We start from the raw sequence: 25593 nt of genomic DNA, 5'->3' as shown, positions 1-25593 counted from the left end.
ACCTTTATTTTTCCTATACTGGAAAATAAGTGAGAGATTGGCAGAAGAGTGTAGCATGGTATAATACATATAGAACTAGAAGGTGACAAGGGGCTATTGTAGATGATGAGTAAGTATGAACAAATTTATACAGAAATCAGTAATTCTATTGATAATAGGCAATTAAAAGAGGGATGCAAAATCCCATCAGAAACTGAATTAATGAAGCAATATGAAGCGAGCCGCGGTACTGTAAGAAAAGCTGTAGATTTATTACAAGAACGTGGATATGTTCAAAAAATACACGGAAAAGGTGTTTTTGTTTTAAAGCGAAAAAACATTGAATTCAACTTTGGTGGTATTGTAAGTTTCCAAGAAGAAAATGAACGTTTAGGACGCCATTGTATTACAGAAGTCGTGGAAATGGAGAAAGTAAAAGCGACAAAAGAGGTTGCAAAGCTATTAAATGTGAAAGAGAAAACAGACATAGATTATATTAAACGCGTACGAAATATTGATGGAGAAAAAGTAATTTTGGATATTAATCATTTTGTATCGGAATATATTCCTGGATTAACGAGTGAGATTGCAGCGGGGTCCATTTATAAATATATTGAGAAAGAACTAGGTCTTCATATTAGTTACTCACAGAGAGTAATTGAAGTGCAACCATGTACAGAGGACGATAGAAAGTATTTAGATTTAAATGGAACAGATTATGTTGTTGTCGTGAAAAACTTTACGCATTTGTATGATGGAAGTCAGTTCGAATATACAGAATCCCGCCACCGCTTAGATATTTTTCATTTTTCGGATGTGGCGCGGAGAAAATAAGGAGATGGAACGTAATGTTTCATCTCTTTTTTTATAAAAAAATGACAAACTCGTATATACGAGTGTTGACTAACTTATATATACGAGTTAATATGTAATTGTAAACGGTATCAAAAAAAGAAAAGAGGGACGGGAATATGGGGAAAGACTATCGTAAAACAGCAGAGGAAGTGTTGCAGTATATTGGCGGGAAAGACAATATTGAACAAGCTGCGCACTGTGTAACGAGACTCCGTATCGCTTTAAAGGATGAAAGTAAAATAGATAACGATAAATTGCAGTCTGTTTCATTAGTGAAGGGAGCGTTTCATAACGCTGGGGTATTTCAAATTGTAATCGGTCCAGGAGATGTTGATCGAGTATATGCTGAATTGATAACGCTTGCAGGTATGAAGGAAGCGACAGTAGCTGATGTAAAAGATTCTGGAAACCAAAAGTTAAATCCAGCTCAAAAGTTTGTAAAAGTATTTTCAGATGTATTTATGCCGATATTACCAGCAATCGTAACAGCTGGTTTACTAATGGGTATTAACAATCTATTAGGCGCAAAGGACTTATTTTTTGATGGGAAAAATTTATTAGATGTGTATCCAAACTTAGGCGGGCTTTGGGATTTAATTAATATGATGGCGAATACAGCATTTGTATTCTTACCGGCACTTGTCGGGTGGTCAGCAACAAAACGTTTTGGTGGTAGTCCAATACTAGGGATTGTTATGGGATTAATGCTTGTGCACCCAGCTTTATTAAATGCCTGGGACTATGGAAAAGCAGCGACTGGTTTAGATGGTCAAAAGATTGAGTACTTCAATATTTTAGGGCTGTTCCAAATTGAGAAGGTAGGATATCAAGGACAAATCTTGCCGGTTTTAGTAGCAGCATTTGTGTTAAGTAAAGTGGAAATTTTCTTGAAGAAACATGTACCAAATGCAATTCAATTATTAGTTGTACCAATTACAACGATTGTCGTAACAGGTGTGTTAGCATTAGGAATTATTGGTCCAGTTACACGTCATATTGGAGATTTATTAACAGCTGGATTAGTAGGTGTATATGAAACAGTACCAGTAGTTGGAGCAATATTGTTTGGAGCATTGTATGCACCACTTGTAATTACAGGTATGCATCATATGTTTATTGCTATCGATTTACAATTAATTGCACAACACGGTGGTACATTCATTTGGCCGATGATTGCTCTCTCTAACATTGCGCAAGGTAGTGCGGCACTTGCGATGTTCTGGATTTCTAAAAATCAAAATGATAAAAGTATGGCATCGACATCAGCAATCTCGGCATATTTCGGTATCACAGAGCCGGCTATGTTTGGTGTAAACTTACGAAATAAATTCCCGTTCTATGCAGCGATTATCGGATCGGCTGTGGCGGCGATATTCATTACATTAAATGGTGTATTAGCACCTGCTATCGGAATTGGTGGATTACCAGCATTTATTTCTATCATTCCGAAATCGATTCCAATGTTTATTGTCGGAATGGTTATCGCAATTGTAATTCCATTTACGTTAACGTGGTTATTTGCAAAACGAGTAAAACAGAAGTAGGAGGAAGTTAAACATGAAGGATTGGCATAAAAGTGTAGTTTATCAAATTTATCCGAAGAGCTTTAATAGCTATTACAATAAAGAAACCGGTGATATAAAAGGGGTTACAGAAAAACTAGATTACTTAAAAGAACTCGGAGTAGATTATATTTGGTTAACACCGATATACCAATCGCCACAAAATGATAATGGATACGATGTAAGTGATTACTACAATATTGATCCATCTTACGGAACGATGGAAGAGTTTGAAGAGCTTTTAGAAGAAGCAAAAGCACGTAACATTGAAATTATGCTTGATATCGTTGTAAATCATAGTTCGACGGAGCATAAGTGGTTTAAAGAAGCGAAGGAAGATAAAAATAGTCCATATCGAGATTATTACATTTGGCGTGATGAAAAAAATAATTGGCAATCTAAGTTTGGTGGGTCTGCTTGGAAATATGATGAGAAGACAGAGCAATATTATTTACATCTATTTGATGAGACACAAGCAGATTTAAACTGGGAAAATGAAAAACTTCGTGAAGAAGTATATGATATGATGCGCTTTTGGCTTGATAAAGGGGTAACTGGATTCCGATTAGATGTTATTAATTTAATTTCAAAAGATCAACAGTTCTTAAATGATAATGGAAGTACGGCGACAAGCGATGGCCGTAAATATTATACAGATGGCCCACGTGTTCATGAATATTTACAAGAAATGAACCGAAATGTTTTTGAAGGGAAAGATGTAATTACAGTTGGAGAAATGTCATCTACGACAATTGATAATTGTATTAAATATTCAAACCCTGAGCGTAATGAATTAAGTATGACGTTTAGTTTCCATCATTTAAAAGTTGATTATCCGAATGGTGATAAGTGGACGAAGGCTGATTTTGATTTTATTAAATTAAAAGAGATTATGTCTAATTGGCAAATTGAAATGCAAAAGGGCGGGGGATGGAATGCGTTATTCTGGTGTAATCATGACCAACCTCGTATTGTGTCACGCTTCGGTAATGATGAGAAGTATAGAAATGAATCTGCAAAAATGTTAGCAACGGCTATGCATATGTTGCAAGGAACGCCTTATATTTATCAAGGCGAAGAAATCGGTATGACGAATCCTAATTTTGAGTCTATTGAACAATATCGTGATGTGGAATCGTTAAATATATATGATATAAAGTTGGAAGAAGGACTATCAAAAGAAGAGATTATCGGGATTTTAAAACAAAAATCTCGTGACAACTCCCGTACTCCAATGCAGTGGAATGAAGAGGTGAACAGTGGTTTTACGACAAGTACACCTTGGATTTCGGTGGCTGAAAACTTTAAAGAAATAAACGTAGAGAAGGCATTAGAAGATAAGGAATCTGTATTTTATTATTATAAAAAGTTAATTGAACTTCGAAAAACGTATGATGTAATTACAGAAGGAGAATATGCTATTTTGGATGAAAATGATCCTAAAATTTGGGCATATACTCGTACTACAGAAAGTGAAGTGCTACTTGTTATCAATAACTTCTATGGAGAGGAAATAACGTACTCTGTACCAGCGCACGTTCAATTAGATGGAATGCAACAAGAAGTATTACTGTCGAATTATAAAGATTCCAGCAAGGATATTACAAACCTTGACTTAAGACCATATGAATCAATTGTATATCGATATACGAAATAAAAGGTTGTATGCCTGCGTGGCATACAACCTTTTATTTTAAGACACCACTATACAAAATGCTTACTTCTACCTCAGGCTTAAATTTTACTTTTGCATAATCTTTATTCCAATTTTTTTTCTTCCATAGGTCAGGATGATAAGCGATAAGATGTCTACCAATTCCGAAAGCATCACAATTTGCCTTTTGTAACTTTTTCGTTATTTTTTTCGCTTCTTTCGTGAGCTGTTTGGATAGTTCCTTATTTAGTTTTTTTCTTTCATCCATTTTGTAAAGATTATCTCTCGGAGCTTCAAGGGCTATAACTTTTAATTGAAGCTTAATGTGAGCATAAACATTTCCTTTTTTATCTGTTGTTATTTTTAAGTCTCGTTTTAATTTCCGATTGCTCACTTCCATTGTTAAATAGTCAGATGTCTTCTCGGATTCATCGCTAGTAAGTTTTTGGGTTATACGGGCACTTGTTCCCATTTTTCCAGTTAATAATACGAATAAAACAGATTGTTTTAAAGGTAAATGCCCGGTCAATTTATCATTGTTAAATAAAGCTAATCCGTTTGTAATTACTTCTTTTCCTTTTATTTTTATAGAAGGGAGGGTAAAGTCTTTACCCGGATCTAACATTTTTGTAGCAGCTGTTTCTAAAGTTTCTTTTGGAAATACACTCATATCTTCTAAGCTTTTCACTTTTTTCTTTAGAAAATCTCCAATTAGTAAATTTCCTACTTTCTTTTTTTCTAGTATCTCGGATGTTTCACCATCTACTGCAATAAGTTTTACTAAAGCAGTTGGGTTTGTTGGGTCCCGAAAGCTGACATCTAAATAAGGTAGTATACCTTTTTTTAAAATTTTGGTTCCTAGTAATTGAACACCATATTTAAAATAACGAATATTTCCAGTCACATTTTTTTTCAGTGCATCGCTTGTATCTCTTATGTTATGCCCGGTTGCTGAATGTATTTCATTCTCGAATGAAGATTGTTCGCCGCTTGAACTTTTTACGAGCTCAATTGTTTGCTGGAGTTGATTCTCTTCCGTAATATCAGATCCAATACTATAAGCTAACCTTGCTTCCCTTAATGGTTCTTGATCCCAACAGCCAGCAAGGAATGCACTAGTGCATAATACAAAAAGTAATTTAACTCTTTTTTTGAACATACTGTTCTCCTTTCTTATTTCTTATTACTGAATAAAGTAGAAATAAAAGAGGGAGGACAACGATGAAAATATAGGTGAACTTATCTGTGAAAGTTGCAATCACTTTTAATTCTTCAGGTGTATCGATAAATAGGGCTATACTAAAAGCAATAATACCAACGATTGGGACAGCCTTTTTATGATTACCAAGATTGAATATATGTCCAATTCCTATAGAAGCAGCGCAGTAATAACTAGCGATAGAAGCTACAACTGTTATCATCCAAATTGGTATGAATAGTAAATCAGTTCGGTCTATAATCCCGATATGCAAGGATCGTAATAAGTAAGCAACTGGTTCTGGAATAAGCTCAATTTGTTTTGGACTAAATACGATAAAGCAAATCCAAACAGTAAAAGTATAAAAAAGGGTTACAAATCCATTCGCGATAGAAATTGCCTTTAGTTTTGCAATAGAACCCCCATTTACTTTGGGGAAAGCGATAAGAATAATTTCAAAACCATACATAGCTGTAATTGTTTCTTTAGATGCTTGAATAATATTCCACCATCCAGCTTCTGTAATTGGAAAAATATAAGAAAAATCGGCTCGCGTGAGTCCTAAGGCGATTAAAAGAGCCATTGGTAAAATGAGAATAGAGGCCATGACATAAAATCGTACGATGACTTTAAAAGTGTTATAAGCTACATAGCAACAAGCTATTGTAAATAGTATGAGAATTGCGTACCAAGGAGTTGCTTGCAAAATCCATACTTTAATGACATTACAAGCGTTTAACATAACCGTCATACCAATAAGAGTAAAGTAAAAAACATAAGCAAAACCTAATAGTTTTCCAAACTTATTCCCAAATAGCATACAAACACTTTCATACATATCTGCATCAGGAAATCGTTTTAAGAAAAGCCACATAAGTAAAATAATAAGCTGAATCGCAAGCCCAGCGATGAGTGCAGAAATCCACCCACCGCCTTTAGCAATCGGGTGAAGGCGGTTCGGTAGAGAAAGTATGCCTACTCCGATTTGGCACTGAATAACGAAAAAGGTAAATTGAACTAACGAAATTTTACTTTGCGTGTTTGTCACCGTCCTCATCCTCTCTCGTTACATGTTGGCGCTGCATTTTTTTCGGTTTTGGATCATGTGGTCGTTCCCAAAATGACCAAATTGGTAGTCTGACAAAAGAATCTTTCATATCTTTAATCCGCATTGGTGCAACAGGAGAAAGATATGGTGTATGAAAAGAATGAAGCTGACATAAATGAACGAAAGTTATAATGAGACCGAACGATATTCCTACATATCCGAATAGGGCAGCAAGGAGCATTAATGGAAATCGAAGAATCCGAACTGCTGAACTCATATCGTTTGATGGAACGAGAAAAGATGAGATTGCAGTTAAAGCTACAACGATAATCATTGTGTAAGAAACGAGTCCGGCTTTTACAATTGCATCACCAATTACTAAACCGCCTACAATACCGATTGTTTGTCCAACTCTGCTCGGCAAGCGAATACCAGCTTCCCGTAATAACTCGAAAATTAGCTCCATTAAGAGAGCTTCAAAAATAGGAGGAAGTGGTACTTTCTCTAATGAAGCTTTAATTGTATACACAAGTTCGAGTGGCAATACATCAGGATGAAAGGCTACGGTTGCGATATATATAGCTGGTAAGAGAAAAGCAATTAAGAAACTCACTAATCGAATCATTCGGACGAAAGAACCGACAATCCAGCGGTTATTATAATCAACTGGTGATTGATAGAAAGCGAATAATGTAACAGGAACGATGAGCGCTGTTGGATCTCCATCAGATAAAATAGCAACTCGTCCTTCCATTAAATTTGCTGCGACTCTATCTGGACGCTCTGTATTTAATTGCTGCGGAAATGGTGAGAAAGACGTATCCTCTATAAATTCTTGTATATATCCCGGAGGCATAAGTGCATCTGTCTTAATCGTTTCTAACCTTCTTTTTACTTCTGTAACTAAATCGTCATTCGCTATGTTTTGCATATAAGCAATTGCCACTTTCGTATGCATTTCTTCACCAAGTGTGAAATATTTAACGACGATATTTGGACTTTTTATGAGTTTACGAATGGAAGCTAAATTGGTTGCTAAATCTTCTACAAAACCAGTATGTGGTCCACGTACAATACCTTCATTATCAGGCTCTGCTATATCTCTCTTTAAAGATAAAGCTGTTTCGAAAATACAAAAACTGTCGACTTGTTCATGAAAATATAATGATTTGCCTTGTAATAAAAGTTGCACACCGTAATTTAAATTTGTTTCTTTCTTCATACTTAATGTGGCAAAAGCTTTATCTAAAGACAAATCCGACCGAGTTAATAAAGGCTCAAGAGCTAATTGGTGAATTAAATTTAAATCTGCTAAAGATTCGATATATAAGATTGTTCCTTTGCCGTTTTGGAAAGGAAGATCTAATTTTTTTATATCGTCTGAATGACAGAGCTTATTTTCGATATAATTAATGTTTTCCGGAAGTGATGGAAACATATGCTTTTGATCCGTACTCTCTTGTTGTTCTTTTTGCTCTGTCATAATTTCCACCTCTTTTAGATAAAGTTACTTCTGTTAATTTTTGCTTTTTGTGAGAAATTTATACTTGGGTTATATGAGAAAACAAATTCTATTTTATCAGCTATGATTGCCCACGCATTATTCAATTTCATAGCAGTACTTTTAACATTTATGTCGAATTAAGAAGATATATAGGAGGGATACATATGGAAATAGCTGTAGAACGTGTTTTTACGAAAGAGATTTTAAAAAGAGCAGCGAGTTTGTTTCATGTAACAGTGGAAGAAAAGCCGCTTGGAGATTTTGAGAATTATATTTTTAAGGCCAAGGGCGATCATGGTGAAGATTACGTATTGCGTTTAACCCATTCTTCTCATCGTTCAAAAAAAGAAGTCGAAGCTGAATTAGATTTTTTACGATATGTTGCGGAGAACGGAGCAAAGGTAGCGGGACCTCTTTACTCAACGTTTCAAAATCTTGTAGAAGAAATCAGAGCAGAGGATGGGACTTTCTTTTTTGCTTCCTTATTTACATATGCAAAAGGGGAGCAAGTAAAAGGAGAGGAATCACCATATTGGGGAGAGGCTTACTTTGAAGCATGGGGAAAAGCGATTGGACAACTGCATCGCCTAACAATGAACTATCCTAAAACGGATCATCGTGATACGTGGGAAGAAGATGAGAGTGGGATTGTTAATGAATTAGAAGATAATCAAGTGAAAAAGATCGCAGCGGTATTAATGGATGAGATAAAGGCTCTTCCAATTGAAAGAGAAACGTTCGGCCTTATGCACGGTGATATTCATCCAGGTAATTTTCATTACGATGGAAAAGAGCTAACTATCTTTGATTTTGATGATGCGGCCTATAATTACTTTATACACGATTTAGCGATGGTGCTCTATTACTCTGTTCTATTTACACCGTGGACAGCGGAAGAGAAGACGGACTTTGCTCGTAAACAGCTACAAGTGTTACGGAAAGGCTATGAGTATGAGCACAGACTGGCGGATAGTTGGTATGAATCATTACCACTATTTTTACGTTTGCGTGACATAGGTCTATACGGCACGCTCCAAAAGAAATTTAAAGGGAAAGATATGCCAGATAACTTCAGAGAATTATGTGAAGAGTTATATGAAAGAATTATAAGCGAAGAAGCAATTGTGAATATATAATACATTTTGTTCAAAACAAAGTATACAAAATAAATGTATGCTTTGTTTTTTTATACAAAAATATGTTTGTTTTATTAAAATAATATTGTCATAGATTCGGTATACATTTATAATTTTTATATATTCTGAATATTCTTGATAAAAAGGAGGGGGAATATTGGAAGCTTTCGTAAATTGGTTAAATAATATTGTTTGGAGTCCAGCACTTGTTTATTTATGTTTAGGAGTAGGTTTATATTTTTCCATTCGAACGAAGTTTTTACAAGTAAGGCACGTAGGAGAAATGGTGAAGCTGACATTTAAAGGAGAAAAGTCAGAGGCTGGTGTTTCTTCATTCCAAGCGTTAGCACTTTCGTTATCAGGGCGCGTTGGGACAGGGAATATCGCTGGGGTAGCTACAGCGGTTGCCTTCGGTGGACCAGGGGCTGTATTTTGGATGTGGGCAGTAGCCTTTTTAGGAGCAGGATCAGCTTATGTAGAATCAACACTCGCGCAAATATATAAGACGAAACATCAAGGTCAGTTTCGCGGTGGCCCTGCTTATTACATTGAAAAAGGTTTAGGGGTTAAATGGTATGCGTTAGTATTTGTTGCAGCGACAATTCTTGCAACTGGGCTTTTATTACCGGGCGTGCAAGCAAATAGTATTGCTGTAAGTTTAGAGACAGCTTTTGGAATTAACACTACATTATCAGGGGCTTTATTAGTTGTTGTATTAGCTCTTATCATTTTCGGTGGAGTAAAGCGTATTGTTAACGTAGCGCAAGTTGTCGTACCGTTTATGGCAGTTGGTTATATTTTAGTAGCTTGTGTTATTGTCGCTATGAATATTGAAAAGTTACCAGAAGCATTTATGTTAATTATAAGAAGTGCGTTTGCATTAGAAGCAGCATTTGGTGGTATTATCGGTTTAGCAATTTCTTGGGGAGTAAAACGTGGTATTTACTCTAATGAAGCAGGGCAAGGAACTGGGCCACATGCAGCGGCAGCAGCTGAAGTATCACATCCAGCTAAGCAAGGCTTAGTGCAAGCATTTTCCGTTTACATTGATACATTATTTGTTTGTTCAGCAACAGCATTTATGATGATTATTACAGGCATGTATAACGTATTTGATGCAAGCGGAAAAAACTTTATTGTTAATAAATTAAATGGTGCACAGCCAGGACCTGGATATACACAGGCAGCTGTAGAATCTGTTTTCCCTGGGTTTGGAAACGGTTTCGTTGCCATTTCGTTACTATTCTTTGCATTTACAACAATTATGGCGTATTACTACATTGCAGAAACGAATATCGCGTACTTAAATCGTGATAAAGACCGTCCTTGGTTGTCTATGGTACTAAAATTTGTCTTTTTAGGTGCTGTATTCTACGGCTGTATAAAAACAGCAGCAACGGCTTGGGCTTTAGGTGACATCGGTGTAGGGATTATGGCATGGGTAAATATCATTGCGATTTTATTGTTACAAAAACCTGCATTAGTTGCATTAAAGGATTATGAAAAGCAGAAGAAAGAAGGAAAAGATCCAGTATTCGATCCAGGGCCATTGGGCATTAAAAATGCTGATTTCTGGGAGCATGAATACGGAAAAGATAAGAAAGAAGAAGTATCGTAATGGAATAGAGATGAAAAAGCAAAGGGGAAACCCCTTTGTTTTTTTTATGGATGAAATGAGGATCAAAGTTATTTTTTTGCTTATTTTTGAATATAAAAAGAATGTACATGCTTTGTTAGGGGAAGGGGGGAGTATGTTGATAGAGTTTCGTAATGTAAATAAATATTATGGTAACTTTCAAGTTTTAAAAGATATTAATGTACAAGTGAAAAAAGGTGAAGTGGTAGTAGTTGTTGGGCCTTCAGGATCAGGAAAAAGCACGTTGCTTCGGTGTATAAACCAGTTAGAGTCAATTACAGAGGGAGAGTTAATTGTACAAAATACGGAGGTACACAATGCGAAAACAGATATGAATGAATTACGCCGAAATATCGGAATGGTCTTTCAACATTTTTATTTATATCCACATAAAACGGTTCTTCAAAATATTACACTAGCACCTATTAAAGTAAATAAAATTTCAAAAGAGGAAGCAGAGAAAACGGCGATGTTTTATTTAGAGAAAGTAGGAATTCCGGAGAAGGCCAGTGTATATCCACATCAATTATCTGGTGGACAACAGCAAAGGGTGGCAATTGCTAGAGGACTTGCGATGCAGCCGGAAATTATGCTATTCGATGAGCCTACGTCTGCTCTTGATCCAGAGATGATCGGGGAAGTACTTGATGTTATGAAAACGCTAGCTAAAGAAGGGATGACGATGGTCGTTGTCACGCATGAAATGGGATTCGCGCGGGAGGTAGCCGATCGGATTTTATTTATGGATGATGGCAAAATCATTGAGGATACAACACCGGCGCAATTTTTTGCAAGTCCTGAACAAGAAAGAGCGCGTCTATTTTTAAGCCGAGTGTTAAACCATTAAAGGAGGAGTTTTATGCTTAAAATGAAAAAGTTGTTTACGTTAATCGTATTTTCATGTCTATTCGTACTTGTCGTTGCTGGATGCGGAAGTAAAAAAGATGAGGCAAAAGAAACGAACACGAAGCAAGGCGGTGCTGTTGAACAAATTAAGAAACGAGGGAAGTTAGTAGTTGGGGTGAAGAATGATACGAACTTATTTGGATTGAAAAATCCTTCGACAGGGCAGGTAGAAGGATTTGATGTTGATGTTGCAAAGGCGCTTGCGAAAAAGATTCTTGGGGATGAAAAGAAACTAGAGTTGAAAGAGGTAACATCTAAAACGCGTATTCCACTCCTGAAAAATGGTGACATTGATGCAATTATTGCAACAATGACAATTACAGAAGAACGTAAAAAAGAGGTCGATTTTTCAGATGTATACTTTAAAGCAGGGCAATCGTTACTCGTGAAAAAAGGAAGCGATATTAAAAGTATTGATGATGTGAAAAAGGGCGTAAAAGTGTTAGCAGTAAAAGGTTCAACATCGACAAATAACATTCGCCAAAAATCACCGGAAGCGACTGTATTAGAATTTGAAAATTACAGTGAGGCGTTTACAGCGTTAAAAGCAGGAAAAGGTGATGTGTTAACGACAGATAATGCAATTCTTTACGGTATGGCAAAACAAGATTCGAATTATGAAGTTGTCGGGAAAATTTTCACAGATGAGCCGTACGGAATTGCAGTGCAAAAAGGTGCAGATGATTTAACGAAAGAGATTAATAATTTAATTAAAGACATGAAAGCAAGCGGAGAGTATGACAAATTATATGAGAAATGGATTGGGCAGAAACCAGAGAAGTAAAGTGATAAATAGTAAAAGTGAGAGGATGAGAGTACTCATCCTCTTCTTGTAAAGAAAGAGGGGAGAATATGTGCCTGATTTTTCTATATTAACGAATAACATTGATATGTATTTAGAAGGCTTTAAGTATACAGTTATGTCTAGTGTACTTGCATTAATAGGAAGCTTTATTTTAGGAGTAATTTTGGCGGTAATGCGTATTGCACCAATTCGCATTTTAAATTGGTTGGGAGCTGCTATTGTAGAATTTGTAAGAAATATTCCGCTCGTATTAATTGCATTTATATTCTATTTCGCTTTACCTGTAGTAGGAATTACTTTAAATGGTTTTGTAGCAGGAACAGTTACGCTTACCGTATATACTGCAGCGTTTATTGCGGAAGTCATTCGCGCTGGTATTTTATCCGTTGCAAAAGGTCAAATGGAAGCAGCACGTTCCTCAGGATTAACGTATGTACAGGGAATGTATTATATTGTTTTACCCCAGGCGATGAAAATCGTAATCCCTCCTTTAGGAAATCAATTTCTCAATTTAGTAAAAAACTCTTCTATACTCGGAATTATTGCTGGTGCTGATTTAATGTATCAAGGAGATTTAATTTCAACGAAGACGTTTGTTACGTTCGATGTGTATATATTTGTCGGGATGTTTTATTTAATATTAACAATTCCGCTCAGTATGCTAGTGCGTTATTTAGAAAAACGCTTAGCAAAGGAGGCGGTGTAAATGGATTTTAAGGGAGCAATAACAGGTGATCATATTCTGTTTTTATTAAAAGGATTACTTATAACGTTAGAGGTAGCGCTCGTAGCAATTGTACTTAGCTTTATTATCGGTAGTGTAATAGGGATTGTACGGTACACAAAAATACCCGTCTTCTCACAAATATTAGGAGTTATCGTTGAAGTAATTCGAAACTTACCACTACTTTTAATTATATTTTTCACATATTTTGCACTTCCAGAAGCAGGCTTGAAATTAGAAATTATAACAGCCGTAATTGTCGCTTTAACAATATTTGAAGCTGCAATGATATCTGAAATTGTTCGAAGTGGCCTATTATCTATTGAAAAAGGACAGATTGAGGCTGCAAGATCTTCAGGATTAACGTATGTGCAAGCACTTTGGCACATTATTTTACCACAAGCATTAAGAAGAATGGTCCCGCCACTTGTCAGTCAGTTTATTTCATTGCTGAAAGATACAGCGCTAGCAGTCGTTATATCACTCCCAGAGCTTATGCATAATGCTCAAATTATTAGCGGACAAAATGTAAATTATATGATTCCGACGTTTATAGTAGTAGCTTGTATGTACTTTATTGTAAACTATAGTTTATCAATTTTATCGAGAAGGTTAGAACTTCGTTAACCCTTACAATATATGTAAGGGTTTTTCCTTGTTTCTCCTTATTTTCCTCTAAATAGAATCTAAATCTTGCAATAATTCAATTTTTTATATTATTTTATCAGAAAAGTTTTAATTTTATATAGAAAATGTAATCGCTTTCGTGTATATTTTTATTATCAGAAAATTTTAACAAGATATAGGGGTATTGGTAGGGGGAGGATTTAGATGCAGCAACCAACGAATGAGAAATTACATCGTACGATGAAGAGTAGACATTTATTTATGATCGCACTAGGTGGTGTAATCGGAACTGGTTTTTTCTTAGGTTCAGGTTACACCATTAATCAGGCTGGACCAGGGGGAGCCATCCTTTCATATTTAGTAGGCGGATTTATTATGTATTTAACAATGCTTTGCCTTGGAGAGTTAACGGTAGCAATGCCAGTTTCAGGTTCTTTCCAAAAGTATGCGACGAAGTTTATTGGACCAGGAACGGGCTTTATGATCGGCTGGCTCTATTGGCTTGGCTGGGCAGTAACAGTAGGATTAGAATTAACGTCAATCGGTTTAATGATGAAAAGATGGTTTCCGAATGTTGATGTTTGGGTATGGTGTCTCGTATTCGGTGTTATTTTATATGCTTCAAACGCAATTTCGGCGAAAAGTTATGCTGAATTAGAATTTTGGTTCTCTAGTATTAAAGTAGTTACCATTCTTGCCTTTGTTGTTCTTGGTGGTAGTGCATTATTAGGATTTATATCATATGACGGAAAAGAAGCAGCACCTCTTTTCTCTAACTTTGTAAGCGAAGGTGGATTATTCCCGAATGGACTAGCTGCCGTATTACTTACAATGATTACAGTGAACTTCTCGTTCCAAGGAACAGAGTTAATCGGGATTGCAGCGGGAGAAAGCGAAGAGCCTGAAAAAACAATTCCACGTGCAATCCGTAATACAGTATGGCGCATTATGTTATTCTTCATTTTAACAATGACGATTTTAGTAGGATTAATTTCTTGGAAAGAAGCAGGGGTAATTGAAAGTCCATTTGTAGTTGTATTTGATAAAATCGGTATTCCATACGCAGCTGATATAATGAACTTCGTTATTATTACAGCGTTACTATCTGTAGCGAATTCAGGATTATATGCGGCAACTCGTATACTATGGTCACTTGCAAATGAAGGAATGGCACCAAAGTCTTTCCAGAAAGTAAATAAGCGTGGTATTCCAATTACAGCACTAGTTGTAACAATTGCTGTAGCTGCTTTATCTTTATTAACAAGTTTCCTTGCAGAAGATACAGTATACATGTACTTATTATCTATAGCTGGTTTATCAGCTGTTTCAAGTTGGATCATTATTGCCCTGTCGCAATTGCGCTTTAGAAGTCAGTATATAAAAGGCGGAGGAAAGTTAGAGGACTTAAAATATAGAACACCGTTATATCCAATTGTTCCTATTTTAGCTTTAATTACAAATAGTATCGTCGTTATTAGTTTAGCGTTTATTCCAGAACAAAGAATGGCGTTATATTGTGGTATTCCATTTATCATTTTCTGCTACATATATTATTATATAAATAAGAAACGGCAGAAACCGATGAAGGTGGAGACAACAAATGAAACTAACCATCAAACAAGATGATATTGAGGCAGATTTATCGTATGGTCAATTAGCGATTGGAAAAGAAAACGGGTATTCACCGTTACAATTACTCATTTCTTCAATCGCAGGATGTAGTGCAATTGTCTTTCGAACAATTTTAGAAAAGAAACGTATTCCATACGATACGTTTACAATTGAAACGGAAATTGGTAGAAGTGAAGCATTATCAAAACCAGTTGAAAGTGTTCATTTGCATTATAAAATTAAAGCACAAAACATTACAGAAGAGAAGTTGGACAAGGCACTGCAACTTGCAGTGAAAAATTGTACGATTGTTCAATCAGTAAAAGATAGTATAAAAGTTACGGAAACAATTGAACTAATAAAGTGAAATATAAAAGCGTGAGAATATAGCTCTCACGTTTTTATGTTTTTAATAAAGGGGGAAATATGATGGAATGTTTAGGGTGTAGATTAGCAGGCGGAGAGGAAAAAATATATAAAGTATATGAAGATGACTATGTAACATGCTTTTTAGATCATGCACCTTTCTATCCAGGACATACTTTAATTGTGCCAAAACAGCATGTTGTAGAAGTAGATGAATTAGATGATGTTGTAGCAAAATCCATTATGGATGCTTCTAAGCTTATTGCAAAAGCGATTAAGGCATTATATAAACCAGATGGAGTTACAGTTTGTCAAAATGGTGGAGTATTTAACGAGTTAACACATTACCATATGCATGTCGTACCAAGATATAAAGAGCGCTCGTTTGCTGAGTTTTATATGGTACAATCGGGAGAAAAGCAGAATCATAATTTTGAAGAGACTAAGCGCTTATTAAAAGGAGCGATAGAGCAAATACTGCTTAATGAAAAAGTGTAAGAGGGATGTTTTAAAGAAGTTTTCAGGAAAATTCTAATAAACAAAAGCCCAATTTCTCAGTTAAAATAGAGAAATTGGGCTTTTGTTTATTCTATTATTAAATTTTATCTATAAAAAGATTTTGCAGTGTCACAAAGTATGGTGCTCATTCGTTATATAGAGTGAGAGGAGGAATTATATGAAAGTTACAAACAAAGATTATGAAAAGATGGAAGAGCTATATGAGTTGTATGAACAAAAGATTTATTATGTAGCGTATTCTATTTTAAATAATATTCAACAGGCTGAAGATGCGGTTCAAGAGACGTTTATTACTCTTTATAAGAACTTGGAAAAGCTCCATAGCTTGAGTACTGAAGAGCTTAAACGCTACATTTTGAGGGTTGCGAAAAACAAGGCGATTGATAGCTACCGGAAAAATAGACGACATGAAACATTTTTAGAAGAATATGAAAGAGAATCGATAGAAGCAGTAGATGAAAATATTGAAGAGTGGGAAAAACGTAAAATGTCTGAGGTTCAAGTTGATGCATTACTAAAAGAGTTAAATGAATCTAACAGACAGGTGTTTAAGTATAAAGTCTTCTATAACTTAACGTATCAAGAAATTTCAAGTGTTATGGGGATAACGGAAGTCAATGTCCGCAAGCAGTTTGAGCGTGCTCGAAAAAGAGTCCAAAATATGATAGGAGGTATACAACATGACGAATTCAAAGAACTCCAAAGAAATATATGAACTTGCTGAAAAGATTGCTTTAGATGATTTTGATAAACTCGAAGAACAACATGAATTTTCACATACATATACGCGCAAAAAGAAATTGTTTATGGAGGAAATGAAGCTGAAAGACGAGAAGCCACAGAAAAAGCGTAAAAAACATCGTATGTTAATCGCTGCTGCTTGCTTATTGATTGGTATGCCGACAACCGTTTTTGGTGCAGTGAAAGTCTATAATATGATTGTCCAAAAACAAAATTACGAAGTAAATGTTTCGGTATCAAACAAGGACTCAAAAAAGAGTGATAAGTGGTATAAGTTGAAAATAGGTAAATTGCCAGAAAATATGGAAGCAATTGATGATAGTGCTATGAAATATTCATTTAAAGATAACTACGCAATGGGGGGATTTTCATTCGTTCTTTGGAGAGTAGGAGGGAATTCAGATTTTCCAACTCTGTACTCGAAAAGTTATGAAGAAAAAGAGATAAATGGTAAGAAGGCAGTAATTGTTCATAGAGAAAATGGTAATAAAGATTTAATGTTTAATAGAGTAATTTTTCTCTATTTTGAGGAAGAAGGAATTATGTTACAAAGTTATATTGGAAATGATATAAACGAAGAACAAATGATAGATGTGCTAGGGAGCATTTCACTTGAGCCCACGTCAAAAGAAAAGTCATCATATATAAGCGATTATGATAAAAAGTATTTTAGCCAAGAAAGTAAAACAACTAAGGTAATTCCTTTGAAGAAGGATAGCAAACGACTATTTCATATAGGGCAAAAGGTTCCAGTAACGATATCTATGGATAACAGCCAAATTGAATATGTGATAGAAAAAGTTGAAGTCTTTGATTCAATCAAAGATTTTAAACAAGAGAACTTTAATGAACTTGGCCTAGAGATATTAAGCAAGAATCAAGCTTTGGATCAAGAGGGACAATTGATACCATATAGACGCGATGTATATAAACTTGGAAATGGTAAAGATTCAATTCATAAATTAGTAGAAACAAAATTAGTTAATCCTAAGTTTGTTTACTTAAAAACAACAGTAAAAAATATTGGTAAAAAGTCGACAGAAGAAATCTATATGCATCCATCTATAAAACAGCTTAAATTTGAAGGTAATGCATGGAACTACGCTAAAGAAGATGGAATCGCAGAAAAAAATATTATGACAGGCGAAGTTGATTATTTAGAGCCTCATGGAGATGGAAAAAGCTTCTACAATATTGGTAGTATCCGACCAGGAGAAACGGTGAAGGTTAACTTAGGTTATTTTGTAGATGAGGATAAACTAGATTCAATCTTTTTGGATGCTTTCAATTACAGAGGGACTGGCGACACTGAAAATATGAATGCGAAACATCGTTGGTGGATTGATATTCGTCAATAGTAACAAAGAGACTAAAAAGCTGCTTACATCTAGCAGCTTTTTTCGTCTTCATACATATGTAAAATTTCTTTCGCACGTATACGTAAACCATCTATTAATTCTTTCGGTTTTAACACTTTTGCATCTTTTCCAAGTCTATAAAATAAAGGGATAATAAAGTTTATTTCACCTTTATCAATTGTTGAATGTATATATCCTGTCCCGTCCTCGTTTACTACAACGAATTCTTCAAGGTAAGGCACGCTTTTACATTGGCGTACACCTTCTGTTGCTAGTAAAACATGTAACTGAGTAGGACTATGTATTACGTTAGAGTTAGAGGCAAACCACTCTGCTAAATTCATGAATGTATCTTCATTTTCTTCCGTTGATAATATAGAAAGAATACGATCAACGCGATACAGTAATACTTTTTTTCTACTGAAGTCATAGGATGGTAAGTACCATAGCCCGTCATGAGCATATACACCGATAGGATGAACATGCTTTGTTTTTATCCCTGATTTAGATTCGTATTGAAAGTGTAAATTTTTATTTTCAATAGCCGCAGTTAGTACTTCATTTAAAAGAGGTGTATCAATCGTTCTCTTCGGATTCCAGAAAGCAATATAAGAGCGTATTTTATCAACTTTCGCTTTTGCATCATGTTGTAGGGAGCTATACAGTTTATGTGTAACGGAATTGATTTCTGTGTTAAAAGGCAAGTCTCGATAGTAACTTAAAGATTGAAAAGCAAAAAAGATGGAGACTGCTTCTTCTTCCGTAAATAAGATAGGTGGAATGACTCTATTCGTTAATACTTTATAGCCGCCGTTACGACCTTGTTCTGCGTAAATGGGCAACCCCATATCACTTAAATCTAAAATGTATCTATGGACAGTACGAACGGAAATATTAAATTCATCAGCTATTTCTTGCGCTGTAAATGTCTTTTTGGCAGAAGCAAATATAAGAATATCTAATAAGCGTTTAGCTTTTGACAAATGTATCACCTTTTTTCTCTTTAACATGACATAAATTGTCATGTTTTATTGTTAGTATATTGTTTACATCATATGTTATCAAGATGATTATCAAGATGAGATGCAAGGAGGAAAAGATATGTCACGTGAAATAGTTTTATTTATTGCGGCGAGCTTAGATGGATATATTGCGAAAGAAAATGATGATTTAGAGTGGTTAATGGAAACAGAAGGAGAGGGAGATAACGGTTATACAGAAATGTATGAAACAATTGATACGATAATCATGGGAAAAAGAACGTACGATTATGTAGTAGAGCATATGGAAACATTCCCGTATGTAGATAAAAAATGTTATGTTTTCTCTAACTCAGAAAAAGGTTCAAACGAACACGTGGAGTTTGTAAATGAAGATGTAGTGGAGTTTACAAAAAGGTTGAAAGAGCAAGAAGGATCTAAAATATGGATGGTCGGTGGAGGGAGTCTACTGAGAGAGTTCTTTAAGAATAATCTAATTGATGAATATGTTGTTACGATTACACCGCATATATTAGGTTCTGGAGTTCCGTTATTTCAAGACAAGAACCCAGAAATTAATTTAACTTTAACGGATACGAAACGTTTTGGGCAATTTGTAAACTTATATTATAAAGTAAAATGATAAAGAAACACGACTACTGATGGTAGTCGTGTTTTTGTATAGATGGCAATGAAATAATAAAGTAAGATCCGTGATCAACTTCGCTCGTTACAGTAATATTCCCACCGTGCAGCTCTACAATTTCTTTCACGATAGATAACCCTAAACCAGTTCCGCCTGTAGCTCGTGATCTCGCTTTATCAACTCGATAAAAGCGGTCGAAAATGTGAGGGAGGTCTTCAAGCGGAATACCTTCACCTTCATCTTCAATTGTAATGGAAATACTTTTATGTTCTTCAGTAACAGAAATGTGGATAAGAGAATACTCTTTTGAATGTCTATAAGCGTTATTTAAAATATTCACCACAACTTGTTCGAATCGTTGTTCATCTAAGTTTACTAGCAGTGTAGGAGGACAAGAGAAAGAAACTTTAATGTACCTTTCTTTATACATGGCGTTTACTTTTTTACATATACGCGTAAGGAAGGTGTGTAAATGCACTTCCTTTACTTGAATAGAAAAGTTATGTTGTTCCATTTGTGCAAGGGAGAACAAATCTTGAACTAAGTTTGTGATGTAATCAGACTCATCTTTTATAATAGATAAATACCGCAAACGTTGCTCAGGAGATGTTGCTTCTTTTGAAGCAATGTCAGCATAACCTCTTACGTATGTTAATGGTGTTCGTAATTCATGAGCAACACTTGCCAGAAATTCACTTCGCTCTGTTTTCATATAATGTAAATCATTTGCGAGTGTTTGAATAGATGATGCTAGTTCACCAATTTCATCATTTCGAGTAGTCGTTAATGAAACTGATAAATCTCCTTTACTCATTTTTTCAGTGGCATGTTTCATGTGTAACAATGGTTTTGTTAACAAACGTGATAATAGAAAGATGGTGATGGCTGTTAATAGAAAAGTAATGCCTCCAGCAATAATAAATTGTCTTGTTAGTCCATTCACCATTTCTTCTATTGATGCCGTTCCAAGAAACATATATACGTAGCCTTCCGTTTTTCCTGCGACTATAATTGGACTAACTGTACATATATAATTAGATGTTTTCCAATGATTCTCTATAATTGCTCCGTCATGATCTGTCCGCGTTTGCATCTTTTCAATATGCCTTTTTATAGTAGTATTTATTTCATTGGATTTAGCTAGTACATCTTTATTTGCATTTGTAATAACAACAGTAGTTTCGGCTTCGGATTCCATTAGTGCAACATGGGAGATTGTTTGCTTATCAAAATACTTTTCAAGGACATCTCTGTGACTATTTCCGCGCTTTAATAAAGCTGTCATTTCTTCATTTACTCTATTGTTGACAAGACTATAATAAAGCGAGACAAATAGAACACTTTCGATTAAAAGTGTAACAATCAAAAAATAAAATCCGAGCTGAATAGAAATTCGCTTCATTGCTTTGCTCCTTAATCTAGAGTATCAACCCATCGATAGCCAACTCCGTACACAGTTTTTAAATGATCATCAATAGGGAAATTTACTTTTCGTAATTTATCACGCAAATTACGAATATGTGAATCGACAGTTCTATCTTCTGTATTTGTATTTAATCCCCAAATTCGTTCAATGAGCTGATCACGGTTCAATACGTAGTTCACATGACGTAAAAATAATCCGAGTAAAGAGAATTCAATTGGTGTAAGAAGAAGTTCTTCGTTATAGACAGAAACGAAATGCTTTGCCTCATCCCATAAAATGCCGTGATATTGGATTTGCGTCCGTTGATTCGTTCGCCTTAAAACAGCTTCAATTCTCGCGAAAAGCTCTTCTTCATGGAAAGGTTTCGTTACGTAATCATCTGCTCCGATTTTTAATCCTTGGACGACATCTACCGTTTGATCACGAGCTGTTACCATAATGATAGGAACGTTACTAAATGAGCGGATTTTTTTGCACGTTTCCCATCCGTCCATCGTTGGCATCATAATATCGAGTAAAACAAATTTAAAATTTTGATTTTCTATATGTGAAATCGCTTCTTCTCCGGATCGTGCACATATGCAGTTATATCCAGTGGGAGTAAGATAAAGCGTTAATAATTCAAGCATTCTCGGTTCATCGTCTACGAGCAGTATATCAATCATAGAGAGCCCTCCATATGTATAATCGTTACTTAAATTGTAAGTCAAAATCATGAAGAAATGGTGCAGATTATAATGCGTCTGCATAATTTCTTCAGAATTGCTTGTTATTGTAAAGTTGAAATTCCATTTTAGGTAATGATATTGGCTCGAAAATGATTTATACGGAGGCGGTATAGTGAAAAAAATGACCCGAGTTTTTGGGATAACAATAATTACAGCAGTTGGTCTTGCGGCATGTGGACAAACAAATACAGATCATAAAAATCATGAATCTAAAGAAGAGAAGAAAACAGAGCAGAAGGAAATGAAAATGAATCAGGAGGTAACTGCGCCGAAAGAAATGAATCAAGGTGCATCAAATGATTTATTAACGACAAGTTTAAAAAATGTAACGAGATTAAACACAAATGATCCTCTGCAAATGGCAGTATTAACTTCGCAAACGATATGGCCAGCAACGCATAAAGAGAATCAACCCGGTGCTATTATTTTAGTACCAGTAAATGAGTGGCAATTAGGTATTGCAAGTGCAGACCTTATTCATCATCCGAATAACGGACCGATTCTATTTATAGAAAAAGAAAAGGTACCCGAAATGACATTAAAAGAAATAAAACGATTAAATCCGCTCGGAACGAAAGATGGAACACAAATTATGGTGATGGGGGATGTCGATGCATCTATCCTTGAGCAATTAAAAGAGTATAAAGTAAAGCAAATAAAAGAAACGGATCCAGCTACATTTGCAAAAGATGTTGATAAAGAGTATGCGGATATAACAGGTAGTTATCCGAATAGTGTTATTATCGGTTCATCTGAAGAAGAAGGACGTTTATATGCAACACCAGCTGTAAACTGGATTTCTCATATGCCAGAACCGCTTTTATATACAGAGAAAGATAAGGTGCCAAAAGCGACGATAGAGGCATTAAAGATGAGAAAAGATAAAGCGAATATATATGTATTAGGACCAGAAAAAATCATTTCAAAAGAAGTGGAAAAAGAGTTAAGCAAATATGGAAAAGTAACGCGTATTAGTGGAGAGAATCCGATAGAGAATTCTATTGCATTTGCGAAATTTAAAGATGAAAGAACAAAATTTGGATGGGGGTTCACGAAACCAGGCCATGGTGTATCATTTGTTTCAAACAAAACACCAGACTTAGCAGTTGCAGGAGCACCATTTTCACATATGGGTAAACATGCACCTGTTATCTTTTTAGAGGAAGGAAAAGCTTCACAACCAGTGTATGACTTCCTTGCAAGTATTCAACCGAAGTTTAAAGATGACCCAACACTTGGACCGTATAACCACGGCTTCCTATTAGGAAGTACGAGTGATATTTCATTTGAAACACAAGGAATATTAGATGAGAGATTAGAGATTGTGCAAGAAAGTGGTCAAGGGCACGGTGGGCACTAATAAAAGGAGCAAAGGCGCTACTAAGGTAGGGTCTTTTTCTTTAGGAAACTTTTACATAGCACAAAATCCTCTACTCGTTATATAATAACCTTCGTGCAGTCGGCCTTGATTTTCTTACGGAGAAAATCAAATGATAAAAGAGTAGAGGAGTGGTACTTTGTTTCAGACGATAAAAAATGACTGGTTTTCCAATGTGAAAGGGGACGTGTTATCAGGAATTGTCGTTGCTTTAGCATTAATTCCGGAAGCGATCGCTTTCTCCGTTATTGCAGGCGTGGATCCGACCGTTGGGTTATACGCAGCCTTTTGTATTGCAGTTACCATTTCATTTGTTGGTGGAAGAACTGGGATGATTTCAGCTGCAACAGGTGCAATGGCATTATTAATGGTAACGCTCGTTAAAGATCACGGTTTACAATATTTATTTGCTACAACAATATTAACAGGTATTGTCCAAATTATTTTTGGCGTGTTCAAATTGAGCTCATTTATGAAGTTTGTTCCGAAATCAGTTATGAGTGGATTTTTAAATGCACTTGGGATTTTAGTTTTTACAGCGCAATTGCCGCATTTTAAAAATGCAAATTGGCAAATGTACGCGCTTGTCGCATTAGGACTTGCAATTATATATGTATTTCCACGTATTACGACGGCTGTACCGTCCACACTTATTGCAATTATCATCGTGACAAGTATTGCACTTATGAGCGGATTACAATTAAAAACAGTAGGGGATATGGGAAGCCTGCCGAAAGAATTACCGTTCTTTAGTATTCCAGACGTGCCTTTTACACTTGAGACGTTAGGGATTATTTTACCGTACGCAGTTATGCTTGCAATTATAGGTTTATTAGAGTCATTATTAACAGCTTCAGTTTTAGATGATATGACGCATACGGAAAGTAATAAGCATAAGGAAGCACGCGGTCAAGGTATTGCAAATATTGTCGCTGGTTTCTTCGGAGGTATGGCAGGATGTGCAATGATTGGCCAATCTGTTATTAATATTAAATCAGGTGGACGCGGACGATTATCGACGTTTGTAGCGGGCGGATTTTTAATCGTATTACTATTCGTTTTAGGTGATTATGTGGTTCATATTCCGATGGCAGCTTTAGTTGCAGTTATGATTATGGTTTCAATCGGAACATTTGATTGGAACTCTGTAGCAACGATTCATAAAGTACCAAAAGGGAATGCATTCGTTATGATCGTAACAGTAGTGGTCGTTCTTATCACTCACAATTTAGGATTAGGCGTAGTCATTGGTACAGTAATTAGTGCTGTGTTATTTTCATTCAATATGGCAAAGATTCACGTGAAACATTTATATATTGAAAATAAGAAAATATACGAAATTCACGGTCAACTTTTCTTTGCGTCTACAGCAGATTTTATAAATGCTTTTTCATTTAATGAAGATGTGAAAGAAATTGAGATGAACTTTACTAATGCACATGTATGGGATGATTCAGCAGTGGCATCAATTGATAAAGTTATTATGAAGTATGAACAAAGTGGTGTGAAAGTAAGTATAACAGGATTAAATGAACGTAGCGCAAAACTTGTTACAAATTTAGCTACTTATAATAAAAGAATTGCTAGTTAGAAGCCTCCTTTTTAGGGGGCTTTATTATATAATACGAGTAGGATAACGAAAAGGGGATTCAGCATATGTATAAACAAATTATATTAGCATGTGACGGTTCTGAACATGCACTTCGAGCGGCAGAGCACGCGACACATATTGCAAAATTTAACGAAGAAACAAATGTTGAAGTGGTGTACGTTGTAGATAATAGAACGGCAAAGTCAGATATTATACAAGGTCAAACAGATTTAGAAACAGTATCAGCTAGTCGAAAAGATAAATTAAAAGAGATTGAAGGTTTATTAAAGAAAGAGAATATTTCTTATAAAATTACGATATTACATGGCGATCCAGGAGATACAATTGTTCAATATGTAAATACAGGAGATATAGATCTTGTTATTGCTGGGAGTAGAGGATTAAATACACTGCAAGAGATGGTGCTTGGTAGTGTCAGTCATAAAATAGCAAAGCGTGTGAAATGTCCGGTAATGATTATTAAATAAATTGAGTGAAATATTTTGTAGTGTAAGCAAGACCTTGATATAATTCGAGGTCTTTTTCAACGTATAAAAGGGGAGAGTGTGGACATAATAGATACATAAGTTTTAGAAAATATTAACTTACAAATTT

General features: G+C 35.3%; 24 protein-coding genes and 1 pseudogene. 19 read left to right on the top strand and 6 right to left on the bottom strand.

Annotation, left to right across the window (positions count from 1 at the left end; translation table 11 throughout):
- The first annotated feature begins 102 nt into the window (after positions 1-102).
- The 3 genes from treR to treC all read left to right on the top strand — a co-directional run bounded on the left by treR (position 103) and on the right by treC (position 4053).
- Positions 103-813: a trehalose operon repressor gene (gene treR / locus ACTFNE_RS23605; protein WP_046198916.1), complete on the top strand. Its 711-nt coding sequence runs from the start codon at positions 103-105 to the stop codon at positions 811-813.
- Positions 814-950: 137 nt separating this feature from the next.
- Complete coding sequence (treP, locus tag ACTFNE_RS23600; protein WP_046198915.1) at positions 951-2378, top strand: PTS system trehalose-specific EIIBC component; 1428 nt, start codon at positions 951-953, stop codon at positions 2376-2378.
- A gap of 13 nt (positions 2379-2391) precedes the next feature.
- Positions 2392-4053, top strand: coding sequence for an alpha,alpha-phosphotrehalase (gene treC, locus ACTFNE_RS23595; RefSeq protein WP_046198914.1), 1662 nt, complete (start codon positions 2392-2394; stop codon positions 4051-4053).
- A gap of 31 nt (positions 4054-4084) precedes the next feature.
- Here the strand turns inward: treC and gerKC are convergent, their stop codons facing one another.
- Genes gerKC through gerKA form a run of 3 tightly spaced genes read right to left on the bottom strand, consistent with a single transcriptional unit; the run spans position 4085 to position 7779 of the window.
- Complete coding sequence (gene gerKC, locus ACTFNE_RS23590) at positions 4085-5209, bottom strand: spore germination protein GerKC (protein WP_000474039.1); 1125 nt, start codon at positions 5207-5209, stop codon at positions 4085-4087.
- Positions 5190-6296 (bottom strand): GerAB/ArcD/ProY family transporter, encoded by a 1107-nt coding sequence (locus tag ACTFNE_RS23585; protein WP_000185780.1) that lies wholly within the window; start codon positions 6294-6296, stop codon positions 5190-5192. Before ACTFNE_RS23585 ends, gerKC begins: the two co-directional genes overlap by 20 nt.
- Positions 6277-7779: a spore germination protein GerKA gene (gerKA, locus tag ACTFNE_RS23580; protein ID WP_270705936.1), complete on the bottom strand. Its 1503-nt coding sequence runs from the start codon at positions 7777-7779 to the stop codon at positions 6277-6279. The genes ACTFNE_RS23585 and gerKA overlap by 20 nt, the downstream gene beginning before the upstream one ends.
- Before the next feature lie 69 nt (positions 7780-7848).
- On the opposite strand from gerKA, the pseudogene ACTFNE_RS23575 reads away from it, so the two are divergent.
- The 12 genes and pseudogenes from ACTFNE_RS23575 to ACTFNE_RS23520 all read left to right on the top strand — a co-directional run.
- A pseudogene (locus tag ACTFNE_RS23575) lies at positions 7849-7941 on the top strand (CPBP family intramembrane glutamate endopeptidase); the annotation flags it as partial.
- Positions 7942-7964: 23 nt separating this feature from the next.
- Positions 7965-8936 carry a phosphotransferase enzyme family protein gene (locus tag ACTFNE_RS23570; protein WP_270705937.1) on the top strand — a complete coding sequence of 324 codons (972 nt, stop codon included), beginning with the start codon at positions 7965-7967 and terminating at the stop codon, positions 8934-8936.
- A 157-nt stretch (positions 8937-9093) separates the two neighbouring features.
- Complete coding sequence (locus ACTFNE_RS23565; RefSeq protein WP_270705938.1) at positions 9094-10554, top strand: alanine/glycine:cation symporter family protein; 1461 nt, start codon at positions 9094-9096, stop codon at positions 10552-10554.
- Between the two features lie 136 nt (positions 10555-10690).
- A complete protein-coding gene (locus tag ACTFNE_RS23560) occupies positions 10691-11419 on the top strand; it encodes an amino acid ABC transporter ATP-binding protein (protein WP_171484669.1) in 729 nt (242 codons plus the stop codon).
- 12 nt (positions 11420-11431) lie between these two features.
- Positions 11432-12262, top strand: coding sequence for a glutamine ABC transporter substrate-binding protein GlnH (gene glnH, locus ACTFNE_RS23555; protein ID WP_000916479.1), 831 nt, complete (start codon positions 11432-11434; stop codon positions 12260-12262).
- Positions 12263-12332: 70 nt separating this feature from the next.
- The gene (locus ACTFNE_RS23550; protein WP_001112694.1) at positions 12333-12989 is read left to right on the top strand and encodes an amino acid ABC transporter permease; all 657 of its coding nucleotides are present in this window, start codon (positions 12333-12335) and stop codon (positions 12987-12989) included.
- Positions 12990-13634, top strand: coding sequence for an amino acid ABC transporter permease (locus ACTFNE_RS23545; RefSeq protein ID WP_000345989.1), 645 nt, complete (start codon positions 12990-12992; stop codon positions 13632-13634).
- 204 nt (positions 13635-13838) lie between these two features.
- Positions 13839-15260: an amino acid permease gene (locus ACTFNE_RS23540; RefSeq protein WP_046198909.1), complete on the top strand. Its 1422-nt coding sequence runs from the start codon at positions 13839-13841 to the stop codon at positions 15258-15260.
- Positions 15235-15612, top strand: a complete 378-nt coding sequence (locus ACTFNE_RS23535; RefSeq protein WP_046198908.1) for an OsmC family protein — start codon at positions 15235-15237, stop codon at positions 15610-15612. Before ACTFNE_RS23540 ends, ACTFNE_RS23535 begins: the two co-directional genes overlap by 26 nt.
- A 59-nt stretch (positions 15613-15671) precedes the next feature.
- Positions 15672-16109 (top strand): HIT family protein, encoded by a 438-nt coding sequence (locus ACTFNE_RS23530; protein WP_046198907.1) that lies wholly within the window; start codon positions 15672-15674, stop codon positions 16107-16109.
- 178 nt (positions 16110-16287) lie between these two features.
- Positions 16288-16845 (top strand): RNA polymerase sigma factor, encoded by a 558-nt coding sequence (locus tag ACTFNE_RS23525; RefSeq protein WP_270705939.1) that lies wholly within the window; start codon positions 16288-16290, stop codon positions 16843-16845.
- Positions 16811-18229: an ECF-type sigma factor negative effector gene (locus ACTFNE_RS23520; protein WP_000185095.1), complete on the top strand. Its 1419-nt coding sequence runs from the start codon at positions 16811-16813 to the stop codon at positions 18227-18229. The genes ACTFNE_RS23525 and ACTFNE_RS23520 overlap by 35 nt, the downstream gene beginning before the upstream one ends.
- Positions 18230-18258: 29 nt before the next feature.
- Here the strand turns inward: ACTFNE_RS23520 and ACTFNE_RS23515 are convergent, their stop codons facing one another.
- The gene (locus tag ACTFNE_RS23515; RefSeq protein ID WP_175543858.1) at positions 18259-19254 is read right to left on the bottom strand and encodes a helix-turn-helix transcriptional regulator; all 996 of its coding nucleotides are present in this window, start codon (positions 19252-19254) and stop codon (positions 18259-18261) included.
- A gap of 76 nt (positions 19255-19330) precedes the next feature.
- Here ACTFNE_RS23515 and ACTFNE_RS23510 point away from each other — a divergent pair, with 76 nt between their 5' ends.
- Positions 19331-19852, top strand: a complete 522-nt coding sequence (locus ACTFNE_RS23510) for a dihydrofolate reductase family protein (RefSeq protein WP_000085795.1) — start codon at positions 19331-19333, stop codon at positions 19850-19852.
- A gap of 13 nt (positions 19853-19865) precedes the next feature.
- On the opposite strand, the gene ACTFNE_RS23505 is transcribed toward ACTFNE_RS23510, so the two are convergent.
- Together ACTFNE_RS23505 and ACTFNE_RS23500 are read right to left on the bottom strand one after the other, a co-directional pair.
- Complete coding sequence (locus tag ACTFNE_RS23505) at positions 19866-21257, bottom strand: sensor histidine kinase (protein ID WP_046198905.1); 1392 nt, start codon at positions 21255-21257, stop codon at positions 19866-19868.
- Between the two features lie 11 nt (positions 21258-21268).
- Positions 21269-21946 carry a response regulator transcription factor gene (locus ACTFNE_RS23500; protein WP_000565491.1) on the bottom strand — a complete coding sequence of 226 codons (678 nt, stop codon included), beginning with the start codon at positions 21944-21946 and terminating at the stop codon, positions 21269-21271.
- 175 nt (positions 21947-22121) lie between these two features.
- On the opposite strand from ACTFNE_RS23500, the gene ACTFNE_RS23495 reads away from it, so the two are divergent.
- From ACTFNE_RS23495 to ACTFNE_RS23485, 3 genes are all read left to right on the top strand, one after another.
- Complete coding sequence (locus ACTFNE_RS23495) at positions 22122-23369, top strand: cell wall-binding repeat-containing protein (RefSeq protein WP_046198904.1); 1248 nt, start codon at positions 22122-22124, stop codon at positions 23367-23369.
- A 157-nt stretch (positions 23370-23526) separates the two neighbouring features.
- Positions 23527-24978, top strand: a complete 1452-nt coding sequence (locus ACTFNE_RS23490; RefSeq protein WP_098214690.1) for a SulP family inorganic anion transporter — start codon at positions 23527-23529, stop codon at positions 24976-24978.
- A gap of 65 nt (positions 24979-25043) precedes the next feature.
- The gene (locus tag ACTFNE_RS23485) at positions 25044-25466 is read left to right on the top strand and encodes a universal stress protein (RefSeq protein ID WP_000277989.1); all 423 of its coding nucleotides are present in this window, start codon (positions 25044-25046) and stop codon (positions 25464-25466) included.
- The last annotated feature ends 127 nt before the right edge of the window (positions 25467-25593 follow it).

The organism is Bacillus cereus group sp. MYBKT111-2, from assembly GCF_051915205.1.
Classification (GTDB): Bacteria; Bacillota; Bacilli; order Bacillales; family Bacillaceae_G; genus Bacillus_A; species Bacillus_A paranthracis.
Note: the sequence above shows the minus strand (reverse complement) of the source record. Positions and strands in the feature narration are given on the sequence as shown.